The sequence below is a fragment of the Alteromonas sp. KC3 genome (genome assembly GCF_016756315.1).
Classification (GTDB): domain Bacteria; phylum Pseudomonadota; class Gammaproteobacteria; order Enterobacterales; family Alteromonadaceae; genus Alteromonas.
Genome location: NZ_AP024235.1, coordinates 1,472,457 through 1,486,539, shown reverse-complemented (window position 1 = coordinate 1,486,539; position 14,083 = coordinate 1,472,457). Strand labels below are relative to the sequence as shown.

Genomic DNA, 14,083 nt, shown 5'->3' with positions numbered 1-14,083 from the left:
CTGGCATCCCGCTTAAGGTTGAGTATACTAGCGTGCTAGTGGATTGTGCCTTTTTGTCTATTTTTACACCACCATAGCATGCTTCTAGGTATGAATACGTAAAAATGCCTAGCTAGGTTTGTGTTTTTTATCGGCACAGCAATCCAGAACATTGACCATAAAACAAGTTTTCGTGCATTTTGCACTGTGTTGTTGAATATCACTTAGTAGAGAGCAACAACATAAAATTAGTAAGACGGAGAAATTAACATGACGCATGCGCCCGTAGTTGACGTACTTAAGGGTAAGTACGCCGTTGGCGAATCGGTAACCGTAAAAGGTTGGGTAAGAACACGCCGAGACTCAAAAGCAGGTTTATCATTTATTGCACTACACGATGGTAGCTGCTTCGATCCTGTACAGGTTATTGCGCTAAATTCTCTGTCAAATTACGCCGACGTTCAGCGTTTGACGGCAGGCTGTTCTCTGTCTGTAACAGGCACGGTTAAAGAGTCTCAAGGCCAAGGTCAGTCAGTTGAAATCGATGCAACAGACATAGAGATTTTGGGCTGGGTAGAAAACCCAGACACTTATCCAATGGCAGCAAAACGCCACAGCATTGAGTATTTACGTGAATACGCACACCTTCGCCCGCGTACCAACGTTATTGGCGCAGTAACACGTGTGAGAAACTGCTTGTCTCAAGCAATTCACCGCTTCTTCCACGAAAAAGGTTACTTTTGGATCTCTACGCCAATTCTTACCGCGAGTGACACCGAAGGTGCTGGTGAGATGTTCCGCGTATCAACACTTGATATGATGAACATTCCGCGTGACGACAAAGGTAACGTTGATTATTCAGAAGACTTCTTCGGAAAAGAAACCTACCTAACGGTATCAGGTCAGCTTAACGTTGAGACTTACTGCACTGCAATGTCGAAAGTATATACGTTTGGGCCTACGTTCCGCGCAGAAAACTCTAACACTTCTCGTCACCTTGCAGAGTTCTGGATGATTGAGCCAGAAGTGGCTTTTGCTGAACTTAAAGATGTGGCACAACTAGCAGAAGATATGCTGAAGTACGTTTGTAAAGCGGTACTAGAAGAACTGCCAGATGACATGGCTTTCTTCGCGCAGCGCATCAAGAAAGATGCAATTGAACGTCTAGAAAAGCTAGTTAACTCAGATTTCGTACGCATGGATTACACCGATGCTATCGAAATCTTGCAAAACTGCGGCAAAGACTTTGAATTCCCTGTTGAATGGGGAATCGACCTTTCGTCTGAGCACGAGCGTTACCTAGCAGAAGAGCACGTTGGCGCGCCAATTATCATGCAGAACTACCCGAAAGATATTAAAGCGTTCTATATGCGCATTAACGATGACGGTAAAACGGTTGCTGCAATGGACGTGCTTGCGCCGGGTATTGGTGAGATTATTGGTGGCTCACAACGTGAAGAGCGCCTAGATGTTTTCGATGCACGTCTTGATGAAATGGGCCTATCGAAAGAAGATTACGCATGGTATCGCGACCTTCGCCGTTACGGCACTGTTCCTCACTCAGGTTTCGGTCTTGGTTTCGAGCGTCTTGTTGCCTATGTTACAGGTATGCAAAACGTACGTGACGTTATTCCATTCCCTCGTACACCGGGCAACGCTAGCTTCTAAGCGTTCCTAATAAAAGAAAGCCCGCGGTAGCTAACTACCGCGGGCTTTTTTGTTTCCTTACGCATGAGGTGATAGGCTCAGGCGTGACTTTCACATATCTACTACAACGAAGTTGCAGCCTTCGATCTATTTTCTTTTTCCCATTGTTTTGGCGACAGGCCATACATACGTTTAAAGTCGCGACTAAATTGAGATGAACTTACATAACCCACCTCAAGTGCTGCCAAACCAACATTTGTTCCTGCCGCAATCTGCTTCGCGGCGTTATTTAGTCTCATAGATTTCACAAACTGAATCGGCGACATATTAGTGGCTTGTTTGAATTTACGATGAAACACTGCCTTACTCATTCCTACTTTACTGGCCACATCCGCTATAGTGATGTTTTTCCCCACATGAGTGGCAAGATATTCGATAGCTTTTACAACAGCATTTCCCGGGGCGAAACTGCGTCGTACTACACTTCCAGCCTCCCCTTTCAACACCGCGTAATACACCTCTCGCAAACGACTGCGCGATAATATAGCGGTGTCGGTAGTATTATCGATAAGCAAAAGCAAGCGATATAACGCATCAGAAAAGTCGGCATCCCACTTGGCTGAAACAATGCCTGATGGCGTATTTACTCCATTCGCTTGACAGACCTTGCCACCTGCACTGTCAAACTCGATGGCTAAATCAGTCATTATTCTACTATCTAGTGAGATGTATACCCCAAGGAGAGGACTCTCTTCAGAAGCATTGGGGATACCCGCTTCGACAGGCATCGACATAGTACAGCAGGTGTACTTACTGGTATTAAACTCATGGTTTTCACCATTTAAGATCGCTTCTTTACTTCCACATACTATGGCTGTCAGTGAGGGTTCATATACAACCGGCGCGCATTCTATTGGCTGTGTTATCTTAAAAAGCTGAACGCCTTCAATACCTGTTTCATACAGGCCGCTATGCTTCACCGTGTCTTCAATTAACTGTTTTATTAATGCTTTACTCATTGTTTAAAGGCCACAGCCTCATCAATTATTTACGTTGTGCACTTGAATTAAAACCTAACACCAACCGTTCACCGGAGCAACATAGTGATACGATTAGGCAAATTTTCAAGTGAATATCGCCTAGTTCAGCAACACACTAATCATTATATTGCAAATATACTTATCACAACGCGATATAAGGTTTTAAGCGAAATGGCAAAAAATAATCTATTTGGAAAAGGCGGTTGGACGCCTTCGCGAATGAAAAATGTAAATGATAAAACATTTTTGATCACGGGCGCGAACACAGGAGCAGGGTTCGAAGCAGCACGTATTTTACTTTCGAAGGACGCAAAGGTTGTCATGTTAAATCGCAGCCCTAGCAGATCTCATGACGCTATTGCTCGGTTAAAACAAGAATTTGGTAGTAGCGCCAGCGTAAGTTATATACACCTTGACCTGAGCAGTCTTGCCTCTGTAAGACAGTCCGCAAAAGAAATCTTAAGTGAGGTTTCGACTATTGATGCACTTATTTGTAATGCAGCTATTGCGCAGATATCTTCTCAACAATTTACCGAAGACGGCTTTGAAAGCCAACTAGGCGTGAATCACTACGGACACTTTTTATTGTGTGGCCTTCTTTTTGAACGAATAAATGAATCTAAGGGGCGAATTGTAGTTGTGTCGAGCGAAGGTCATAAAATGGGCCTCAAGACTATCCAATTCGATGATATGAATTGGAACGAAAATTACCACCCCAACAAGGTATATAGCCAAAGTAAACTGGCTCAAATGATGTTTGCATTTGAACTGCAAAACAAGGTTATGGAACACAACAAACAAGTGAAAGTATTTGTGTGTCACCCGGGAGCTTCAAATACCACTCTCATTAGGGAAAGTGCCAACTTTGCAACGCGTTTCTCTTGGGCTGTTATGGTGAAAATAGGGTTAGCGCAGTCTGCAGAAAAAGGCGCTTACCCTGAAGTTATGTGTGCCACGGAAGAAAACCTTAAACAGCGCGCATATTATGGACCGACAGGGCTAATGAACTTTGGCGGTCCGGTTGGAGAATGCAAGCTAGAGGACTTTGTTGTTAATGAGAAAGTACTAACAAAGCTATGGGCGCGTTCGGAAAAAGAAACACAGTTTTTGTGGCAGTTTTAGCATAACGAGTAACAACGTCAGTCATTCCGACCCCATTCTAAATTCTTACAGTTATTATTCGATACAGCCGCTCATTACCAACAAAAACTACCTAGTGATTGTATATAAAGGTCAATTATCAGCATAAAACTTCATTGTTAGACTTCTGTTGTCGATAGAGATTGCCGCACTAGCGGCCATATCTCGCTAACGTTCACAACCACAGGCGGCTTGATTTGATGTGGACGGTGGATAAGCAATCATAACGGGAGAAATAGTATGTTCACTAATTTTGGATGGATTGTTGAAGCAAAACTTAATGATGGAGAACTAGATAACTTCAAGTCGGTGATGCAATCGCAAGTTAAACAGGCAACGAATGAGCAAGGTACACTTAACTATCAATACTATATGTCTGATGATGGCGATATTTTAGTTTACGAGCGTTTCACTGATGCGGCCGCTTCTCACGAGCATATAGAAAACTGGGATGCACATGCTGAACGCTGGACTTCAGCGGCCAATCCTACTCGGATGGTTCACCTTGGCGACTTACCTGAAGATGTTCGTGAGCGACACAGCGCGTTAAGCCCTCTTTGGTTAAAGCCATTTGGAGGCTTCGCTAGAGAAAATGCACCAAGTAGCCCTGCGCGTCCAGACAATGCCACAGCATTCGAAAACTTCGGCTGGATTGTTGAAGCTAAATTAAATCCAGGTCAACTTGAAAATTTTCGCGAAGTAATGCTATCGCAAGTGGCCCGAGCCAAAACAGAAATTGGAACATTGAACTATCAATACTACATGTCTGACGACGGCGACATATTGGTCTACGAGCGCTTCTTAGATGAAGAAGCTTGCAATATTCACATTCAAAATTGGAACGATCACGCTGACAGATGGATTGCAGCCGCTACGCCTACCCGAATGGTTCACCTTGGCAACCTTCCTAGTTCTATTAGGAAACAGCATTCGGCGCTATCTCCCCTATTGTTGAAGCCTTTAGGTGGGTTTGCACGCTAGTAGACAGATTCATTGGGGCTTTGGCCCCTCAAATCCATTTATTACTCAGGAGGACGTATGTCAACGCTTTCTCGATTAGCTTCACTTTTTGTAGCAACAACAACCTTAATCTCAACTATTGGTTGTGCGAGTACCTCAGTAGAGAACGAATACTTTGAGTTAAGTAACTTGCCAGGGAAGTTCAATTCGCCTGCAAGCTTTGCCGTTAACAACAATGACATTTTGTTTTCGTCACCGAACTTGCATAACGACACATTTGTTAAAGCTGGCCTTATGGCATCATCTGAAATGCCAACAATAGGTTTGATTGATGAAAATGACCAAGTGACTACGTGGTATCAATTTCAAGATAAAGACGTAGAAGCTAAAAGTGGCGTGGTAACACCAATGGGCATTGCATTTGGCCCTGATGGTCATCTATACGTCGCTGACATGCAGCTATGGTTTGGCGGAGAATCAAGGATTTTGCGCATTATTGTCGAAAATAATAGACCGAAAAACGTTGAAGTAGTTGCCAAGGGCTTATCTTTTCCCAATGCAGTGGCTTGGCACGGTGATTCACTCTATGTATCTGATACGGTACTCAGTGCTGAGAAAGGTAAACCCACTATAAGCGGTGTTTATCGATTTAAGTTGGATGAACTTAGTGCCTCTGCCCCACTTCAAGTCATGCCTTTTGAAAATGCTCGTAAGCACGACAGTCATTTAATATCTCAATTCACATCTGACGGTAGCTTGGGTTTTGGTGCTAATGGCCTTGCAATAGACGGGCAAGGAAACATGTATACAGGGATAATGGAAGAAGGCGCGATTTACAGAACGCAATTTGATAGCCAAGGTAAAGTGGCAAGTACAACACTGTTAACCAAAGGTTTAGTTGCAGGCGATGGTATTCAGTGGGATGCCAAAACCAATGCCCTTTATACCACAGACCTTTTTGATAACGCGGTATACCGTATCAGTTTAAATGGCGACAAAAAGTTACTTGCACGCAATGGCAATACAGATGGGCGCAACAATGAACTTGATGGTCCCGGTGAAGCTATTTTAAGAGAAGGAAAGGTATATGTGACTAACTTTGATGCGGCCTTTGGCGCAGCAAATATGGTCAATACAACACCAGACTTTCCTATTACAATCTCGGTACTTAGGCTAGCTAAATAAGATTAGTTGCGTGAGCTTTGTTTAGAGCTCACGCAAAGTGCCCTGTAACAATTTATCCCAATAAGGTGGGTCACCATAACATCCAGCGAAGTGATCAATGAACGCTCTTACCTTTGGAGCAAGTAATTTTGTACTTGGATAAACAGCCCATATGGCGGCATCGTGAACCAATGGGTAGTCTTCTAAAATTTGGACAATACTGCTTTTACTGAGCTCTTCGTGCGCTATCCACGTCGCAGTCATTGCCACGCCTAGGCCATTAATACACGCCTTCAGTACTGCTTCACCGTCATTAGTTTTAAAGGAGCCCGACGTTTTTACGTGTATGTTTTCTTGTTTGCCTTGAAAAACCCAGTGCTCATTACCGAATAAGTTAATACATTGATGAGCCTTGAGTGCTTCAGGGGTTAATGGCGTACCATGAGTTTTCAAATACTGAGGCGAGGCACAGATAATTCTTTTATCAACGGCTAACTTCTTTGCAACTAACGATGAGCTTTTAAGCGGCGCATCTCTTATCGCTATGTCAAAACCACCTTCAATGACATCTACAATTGAATCAGACAGGTGAAATTCAACAACTAAATCGGGATATTTCGCCATAAACTCATTTAGATAAGGCATCAAATGTTTACGTCCAAAGGACGATGGTGCAGTTACGCGCAGTGTACCTATAGGTTTAGGTACACCACCTCCCACTGTACTTTTCGCATGATCAATAGCTGATATGATGTCCTCTGCTTGGTGAAACAGAATAGTCCCTTCATCTGTTAACGTTACTTTGCGCGTAGTACGATGAAGCAAACGCACATTCAGCGAGGCTTCTAATTTACTAAGATGAGTACTCGCTACTGTGGAGGAAAGTCCGAATTCAGCACCCGCTTTTGTGATGTTACTGAGATGCGCCACCCTCACAAAAAGTCGAAGGTAATCTATGTTCATAGAATTCTCATTGTGTACTTAGCCACCTACAACCCAATTGCCGCCGATTTGCACGCCTTCACTTGGTAAAGGTAGCCAATTTCGTTTTCTTCGCTTTTGTCGCGAGTAATTTCAAGGAACTCGTAGTCATTTAACTCTATTACACGACTATCTTGTGAATGCGCACAGCGTGAACGAGAGTCTGCTTCAAACACATAAATGAAGTCAGCTAAAGCGCGTTGCTGCATCTTTTTGAATGCTTTACTTCTCACTTTTGCATCTTTCCATGCCTGTTCAAACTCTTCTTCAATGTCTGCATTTGCGTTGTTGATGTCATTAATCGTTTTGGTTGCGTCATCTAACGCGACATTATTTTCTGCATTACTTGCTTCATCACCTGTCTCGTCACCTAGTTTAACTGTTAAGCCGGGCAACTCTGCCCCCTCATCAGACAACACATCGCCATCAGCTTTTTGCGCTTTTTGTTGCTCAGCAATTTTCTTAACAAGTGCATCACCGGCAAATTGAACCGATGCCATTTCGCTTGCTACTTGCTCTTCATCCTCCCACATCAATCCTGCTTGTGCAGAAAGCAGTGAAAACTCAACCAACAATAAAACAGTCCAAATGAAACGAATGAACGTGGTCGTTAGCACAAATCGATACTCAGGCGGGTGCCAAATACGCTTAACACCAAAGGGCTTAAGTACCAGCAGTACCATCATATACAGTGGCGTTAAGAGTATTAAAAGAAGAAGCGCCATGATTGACGTGATAAAGAACCACGTTGGCATAGTAAGTATAAGCGCGAAGTTATGACTATAGGGCAATGCGCTGGCCGATACCCCCGCGATATCGTTAACCATGCCACTTGCCGAGGCTAATGCAAAATTAGCAATAATGGCGTACACAAATAGTATGACCGCCTTGCCCGGCAGGCTGTGCCACACAATCATAAAACGGGGCCATATCTCGTTTACGATCCCTGCTAACGCAAAGGCATACATTACAACATCAAAAGCGGCGCTTTGGACGTTGAAATACATCCCTAATAGGCCCATTCCCGTTGCAACAAGATAACATCGTTGAGCAAATGTTAGGCTGCGCCAAAAGCGCACGCCACTAATACTGCGCTTAGACACAAAGCGTCTACCGCGTCGTTTACCCGTTAAGTACAGACGTTGAATGCCACTTCGTTTGTCCGTAAACATATTCTTAATTTCTTCTTGTTTTTCGTGGTTTAAAAACTGCATCACTTCCCGATACCCTCGCAATGCGCTATGCTGTGAAATCTGTAAATCAATAAGTTATCCCTAATTTTGATAATACACATTGGCGCCGCGGCATACTAATTTTTATGGAACACACAGATAACCTAACGCTGGTTTGCGAGCAATGCCATACTTCTGTGAAAATTCCATCGCTTTCTCATCGTCAGCGGGCGGTTTGCCCCGTGTGCAATCACACACTGGTGTCATTTAGAAATCAAGCCAGTGAAAAAATGCTCGCGTATTCATTTAGCGCGTTTATATTTTTACTGCTGTCGTTGCCATTTAACTTTTTAACCTTCAAAGCAAGCGGGCAAAAACACAGTATCGATCTACCTACTGGAATCACCGTACTGATAGAACAAGATTATTTGTCGCTGGCTATCATTACAAGTCTTGCAACGGTGTTGCTTCCAGGCATTGTAATTGTAGGTATATTTTTGTTGTCATTAGCGCAAATCAAACGACAGCGCCCTTTTTACTTAAACCGGTTATTTCGGTTAGTAAAAGCACTGTTACCTTGGAGCATGGCAGAGATATTTTTGGTTGGAACCTTGGTGAGCCTAATCAAAATAACCGAACTCGCCGATGTTGCTATCGGCATGTCTTTTTATGCTTTTATTGGTTTTTCTGCATTGACGGCATTGTGCATTAGTCAATTTGACGTAACGCGATACCAAATGTGGCTGAGTCAAGGTGTGCCACCCTCGCCGAAACCACTCAGCGAAACACAAGCGAGCGAAAGTATTCAACGTACATGGGCTTTGCTTATAACGGCATGTATTTTGTACATACCTGCCAATGTATTGCCAATTATGTATACTGAACTTTTCGGGCAAGAAACGCCAAATACCATTATAGGCGGCGTAATTTCACTCTGGGAGTCAGGATCTTATCCCGTCGCCATTGTGATTTTAATTGCCAGTGTTGTGGTACCCGTAGCCAAGATAGTGATTTTGGCGTGGCTTAATTTTTCAGTCCAACGACAAAAAACCAGTTCAAAGCAACTGCGCATTCGCTACTACCGTATAACGGAAGCTATTGGTCGTTGGTCAATGATTGATGTATTTGTGGTGGCAGTGTTAGTAGCACTCATTCAAATGGGTAACACATTATCAATTTATCCAGGCCAAGCGGCATTAGCCTTTTGTGCTGTAGTATTTGTAACAATGATAGCTGCAATGACATTTGATTCGCGGCTAATTTGGCAGCAGTGGAAGCAATTACCATGACCGATAACGCACAGGTTAGCGACGCAACCGTGAAACCGACCAGCTCCGTATCTCGCATTTGGGTCATCCCGCTTTTGGTGATCATTATCGGCGGTTGGATGGTGTATTACCAATGGAAAAACCAAGGTCCCCTCATCACCATCGAGTTAAAGTCTGCAACGGGTATAGAAGTCAATAAAACCCCTATAAAGGTGCGCGATCTGGATATTGGTCAGGTCAAAAAAATTACGTTAAAACCTGATTTAAATGGCGTGTTGGTCACTGCGAGAATTGATGCAAGTGCAGCTCATCTTCTTAACGAAAACGCCAATTTCTGGGTAGTGGCTCCGCGCATTAGCTTCTCTGAGGTATCAGGTCTTAACACGCTACTATCAGGTAGCTACATCGCGATGTCAGCAAACGATAAAGGGAGCGAAAAGTTACATTTTGTAGCGCTTGAGCGCCCTCCCGTTACCCCTCCAGGCACGCCGGGGCTACATGTCATGCTCAAAAGTGACGATGAGTTCGCATACAAACCCGGCGACCCTATCATTTACAAAGGGTTTAAAGTGGGCGAATTTGAAGATGCTACCTTTAATATTGAAGAACGCGTTGTTTATTACGATGCCTTTATTGAAGCGCCCTATCACAAGCTCATTACCGAAAACACACGCTTTTGGGATGTAAGTGGCGTTAAGCTCCTTTTAGAGTCTAGTGGTGTAAGTGTGCAAACAGGAAGTTTGGAAACCTTGCTGGCAAATGGTATTACTTTTGGCATTCCAGAAGGCGTCAGTAAAGGCCAGCAAGTACTAGAAAATGCATTTTTCACTATTTATGAAGATCAGAGCGCCGCTTCAGATGCGCGTTTTAAAGTAGCCGCAGAGTATTTATTGCTTATCGATGAAAGTGTACGAGGTCTCACGGTAGGCGCACCAGTCGAATATCGCGGCATCGAAATTGGTTATGTAACCGCGATTAACTCATTTCCCGCTGTTGAAGGGAACATACTTCAACAGGACTACCCTATTCCTGTACTGATTAACATTTACCCGGGTAAAGCGCGACAACCTGACACTGAAGAAGGCTTAAAGGCAATCAAACAAACAATACGCAACTGGCTTGAACGCGATTTGCGCGCCTCTTTGCGTATGGGCAATATACTTACTGGCGGCCTTTATGTGGACTTACAGCACTTTCCTGAACATACCGGGAACACAAAAATTGACGTTATAAATGGTTATGAAGTGATCCCTACTGTGAGTAATGAATTCACACAGTTAACCCAAAAAGCAGATGCTATTTTAGACAAAATCAATCAACTTCCTCTAAAAGAAATGGTTGAAAATGTGCAGTTGGCAGTAGAAGACATGAAATTGGCAGCAGAGTCTGTCGAGACTGCAAGTAACGACTTTGATCTACTTATTGCAGATATTGATGCGAAAGCACTAAATGCCAACCTAAACCAAGTGCTAGTTAGTTTGGACGGTTTACTGAAGAATTACAGCGAAGGCGGCTTTAACCAGTCTGAAATTAAAGAAACCGTCGACGCTTTGCAAGAAACCATGCGCAACATGCAACCCTTGTTGCTGAAGTTGAATGAATCTCCGAATAGTTTGATTTTCTCTCAAGATGATGGCGCTGATATTCAGCCAAAAGCCAAGCGAGAAGAATAACGTGCAGGCTAATTTGAGCTGTATTGCACATGATTTGAGAAAAGGAATAACGAACATGATACTCAAGCGAATTACAGTACCCCGCTTTAAGGGCGCTAAATTTAATAAATGGGGCCTGTTGTGCATCACTATTTTCAGTTTGATGGCGTGTAGCGGCACGCCCAGTTCATTAACCTACTACCTATTACACTCACCGTCTTCAGGCGCAATGAGTGAAACGTACCCAACGACTGCCAAATTAGTGATCATTGACAGAATCACATTGCCTGAATATTTGAAGCACCGTGGTTTGGTTTATCAAACCAGTGACACCAATTTGCATATTTCGACCAAACATTTATGGGCAGAGCCCGTTGAAGAAGGTTTGACTAAGTCGCTAAAACAAGCGCTAGCAACCCGCAATGTTAAACTTCTACGCGCCGACCACTACGACGGTAAGGCTGCCATACACATTTCGCTGCATGTAACCGATTTTGTTAGCACCCATAAGGGTGAGGTCACCTTCACTGGCGACTATGTTATTACGTCGTCACTGGATGAATTAACGCATTTCACGTTTGATCTACGCACTGATTTAGAAAATGATGGCTTTTCAGCAAGTATTGATGCCATGAGACATGCCATTGATAAGTTGGCTGAAACAATCGCAATCGAAGTAGGTAAAATTGACTAGGTTATGCTAAGTCGCATCAAGCAATACGTTTACAGTGGTGTAAGTCACCGTTATAGAGATGAAACTAACCGGCGAATAGTCGTTGTAAACTTATTCGCTGCCGTTGGCATGTCTATTACCTTTTTATTAGGTATGCGTGCCCTGTTTGCTCAAGAACTGTCATTGGCAATTACGTTACTTATCGCCAGTACGATTTTTGCCGTTTCGCAACAATTACAAGTTCGTTTTAAGTCGGCCAAAGCACGAACAGCTTCTATCACACTGTTAATTTCGTGCTTGATGGTACTAACTCTTTTGCTCCTTATTACAGGCGGAAAAGACAATACAGGGCCGTTGTGGATATACCTGGTGCCACCTGTAACAATGTTTTTTGCAGGTTTCAAAAGAGGGTTGTTAGCGCTATTGGCCTATACGGTAGTAAGCGCCGTAATACTTTTCGCTTTGAGCGATGTTTTACTACTAACCAGTTATACCTATGCATTTAAGTCACGACTGCTCTATTCATTTTTAACGGTTTCGTTTCTTTCTGCCTTTTATGAATACAGTCGACAAAAAAGCTACGACACGGCGCTTCATTTGAAAGAACAATTCGAGCGCCAGGCGAATCACGATCATCTCACAAAGCTACTCAATAGACGCGGTGCCCAGCAGTGTCTTGAAAGGGAGTACGCCCGGCTGCAGCGCAATAAAACGTCTTTCTCTATTGCTATCGCTGATATTGACCGCTTTAAAAGCATTAATGATACGTTAGGTCATGAACAGGGCGACGAAGTATTGAAACAAATTTCAAACTTATTTACTTCTCGCATTCGCGGGCAAGACATACTGGCACGCTGGGGCGGTGAAGAATTTATGTTTATTTTTCCCGAGACCAATGAAGCTGAGGCACTCAAGGCACTTGAGCTTATTAGAAAGAAATTAAACACTACACCACTGCGAATCAATGACGTTGAAATGCACGTAAGTAGTAGCTTTGGTGTGTGTGAAGTTAATCTTACAAATACCGTCGCCTTCGCCATCAAACAAGCGGATAAAGCCCTCTATCACGCTAAGGATACGGGCAGAAACAAAGTAAGCGCTTTCTCTTCACTGGAAAACCAGTCTTAGTTTTACCTTTTCCTTTATCACTCTTTACACAAAATTGACTCATGTTTCGTTACATTTGCACTATATCTTTGAAACAGTTTAGCGCTACACTGTAGCCTGATTTTGATACTAAAGTAGAATTGGTTATGAAATGGATGAGAATTGCACTGCCAGTCGGTGTCTTTATTGCTGGTTACCTGGGGATGAAAGGTATAGAGGCCTCTGCGTCAGACTCTGCAATTAAAGAGGAAGTAGACACTCGCCCAACCGTTACCATTGAATCGCTTTCTCCAGAGGATGTGCGCGTAAGGTTAACTTCATATGGTGAAATTACGCCCCTAGAAACCACTAATTTGGCTGCCCAAGTATCGGGCGAAGTTGAAAGCTGGAACCCTAAATTTGTATCAGGCGGCTTGGTGCGCCGCGGTGAAACTCTTTTCTCAATCGAGCAAGATGCCTACGAGGCGGCTTTGCTATTGGCAGAAGCTAATTTGGCTAGTGCCAAAGCGCAACTCATTCAAGAGGAAGCGCAGGCTGATGTAGCAGCGAGAGAAGCGAAAACCATGCCTGATGCTCGTGTAACCGACCTGTACCTACGTAAACCGCAAGTAATGAGTGCGCAAGCGGGTGTTAAATCGGCTGAAGCGCAACTAAAAATTGCCAAGCGAGATCTTGATAATTGTAAAGTTAAAGCCCCTTACGACGCACTGATAGTGTCGCGTAATATAAGTACGGGTGACTATGTAACCCAAGGCAGCCCTGTTGCAGTGCTCAACAACATTGAGTACGCCGAAATTACCTTCCCTGTTGCCGGATTTGACAGACTGTTTCTTGCCGACAATACAATAGGTAGCGATATCGCTATTGAAGTCGATGACGTACAAGGCGCAACGGTTAAAGGCACTATTCATCGTGATACGGGTGTTATCGATAACAATACTCGCATGAGCTATTTTGTGGCGCGTATTGAAGATCCATACGCCATCAACACAACCAAACCCATTGTTAAGTTTGGTTCATACAGCACAATTTCATTTGAAGGTAAAACCCTGAGTGACGTTTATCGCGTGCCTCAAGAGCTTGTGACCAATCGCAAACTATGGACCCTCGATGAGGACAACAAATTGACCTCCCACAAGGTTAAAGTAATTCGTGAAGAAAACGGTGACTTTTTAATTCAAGGTGAGTTTAACGCTAGTAAGGTGGTGATGACGCTGCCTGAATACCCACAAAACGGTATGGCGGTAAAAGTTATTGAGAATTCGTCTGACCTTGTGACAGCACAAACAAACTAAGGGCG

At 43.6% G+C, this 14,083-nt stretch carries 12 protein-coding genes; 9 read left to right on the top strand and 3 right to left on the bottom strand.

The features are described 5' to 3' along the window. The first annotated feature begins 249 nt into the window (after window positions 1-249). A complete protein-coding gene (asnS, locus tag JN178_RS06615; protein WP_202264638.1) occupies window positions 250-1,647 on the top strand; it encodes an asparagine--tRNA ligase in 1,398 nt (465 codons plus the stop codon). A gap of 101 nt (window positions 1,648-1,748) precedes the next feature. Here the strand turns inward: asnS and JN178_RS06610 are convergent, their stop codons facing one another. Next, window positions 1,749-2,645 (bottom strand): AraC family transcriptional regulator, encoded by an 897-nt coding sequence (locus tag JN178_RS06610; protein WP_202264636.1) that lies wholly within the window; start codon window positions 2,643-2,645, stop codon window positions 1,749-1,751. A gap of 192 nt (window positions 2,646-2,837) precedes the next feature. On the opposite strand from JN178_RS06610, the gene JN178_RS06605 reads away from it, so the two are divergent. The 3 genes from JN178_RS06605 to JN178_RS06595 all read left to right on the top strand — a co-directional run bounded on the left by JN178_RS06605 (window position 2,838) and on the right by JN178_RS06595 (window position 5,951). Next, complete coding sequence (locus tag JN178_RS06605; RefSeq protein WP_202264634.1) at window positions 2,838-3,788, top strand: SDR family oxidoreductase; 951 nt, start codon at window positions 2,838-2,840, stop codon at window positions 3,786-3,788. Between the two features lie 258 nt (window positions 3,789-4,046). Further along, window positions 4,047-4,787, top strand: coding sequence for a putative quinol monooxygenase (locus tag JN178_RS06600; protein WP_202264632.1), 741 nt, complete (start codon window positions 4,047-4,049; stop codon window positions 4,785-4,787). A gap of 57 nt (window positions 4,788-4,844) precedes the next feature. Next, on the top strand, window positions 4,845-5,951 hold the full coding sequence (locus tag JN178_RS06595) for an SMP-30/gluconolactonase/LRE family protein (RefSeq protein WP_202264630.1): 1,107 nt from the start codon (window positions 4,845-4,847) through the stop codon (window positions 5,949-5,951). A 21-nt stretch (window positions 5,952-5,972) separates the two neighbouring features. Here the strand turns inward: JN178_RS06595 and JN178_RS06590 are convergent, their stop codons facing one another. After that, the gene (locus JN178_RS06590; RefSeq protein WP_202264628.1) at window positions 5,973-6,893 is read right to left on the bottom strand and encodes a LysR family transcriptional regulator; all 921 of its coding nucleotides are present in this window, start codon (window positions 6,891-6,893) and stop codon (window positions 5,973-5,975) included. A 26-nt stretch (window positions 6,894-6,919) separates the two neighbouring features. Beyond that, a complete protein-coding gene (locus JN178_RS06585; protein WP_442859700.1) occupies window positions 6,920-8,125 on the bottom strand; it encodes a hypothetical protein in 1,206 nt (401 codons plus the stop codon). 104 nt (window positions 8,126-8,229) lie between these two features. On the opposite strand from JN178_RS06585, the gene JN178_RS06580 reads away from it, so the two are divergent. The 5 genes from JN178_RS06580 (at window position 8,230) to JN178_RS06560 (ending at window position 14,078) form a co-directional block, all read left to right on the top strand. Then, on the top strand, window positions 8,230-9,372 hold the full coding sequence (locus tag JN178_RS06580) for a paraquat-inducible protein A (RefSeq protein ID WP_202264624.1): 1,143 nt from the start codon (window positions 8,230-8,232) through the stop codon (window positions 9,370-9,372). Beyond that, a complete protein-coding gene (gene pqiB / locus JN178_RS06575) occupies window positions 9,369-11,024 on the top strand; it encodes an intermembrane transport protein PqiB (RefSeq protein WP_202264622.1) in 1,656 nt (551 codons plus the stop codon). Before JN178_RS06580 ends, pqiB begins: the two co-directional genes overlap by 4 nt. A gap of 55 nt (window positions 11,025-11,079) precedes the next feature. Next, complete coding sequence (locus JN178_RS06570; protein ID WP_202264620.1) at window positions 11,080-11,697, top strand: PqiC family protein; 618 nt, start codon at window positions 11,080-11,082, stop codon at window positions 11,695-11,697. Between the two features lie 3 nt (window positions 11,698-11,700). Then, complete coding sequence (locus JN178_RS06565) at window positions 11,701-12,804, top strand: GGDEF domain-containing protein (RefSeq protein WP_202264618.1); 1,104 nt, start codon at window positions 11,701-11,703, stop codon at window positions 12,802-12,804. A 125-nt stretch (window positions 12,805-12,929) separates the two neighbouring features. Next, the gene (locus tag JN178_RS06560; RefSeq protein WP_202264616.1) at window positions 12,930-14,078 is read left to right on the top strand and encodes an efflux RND transporter periplasmic adaptor subunit; all 1,149 of its coding nucleotides are present in this window, start codon (window positions 12,930-12,932) and stop codon (window positions 14,076-14,078) included. Window positions 14,079-14,083: the final 5 nt, after the last annotated feature.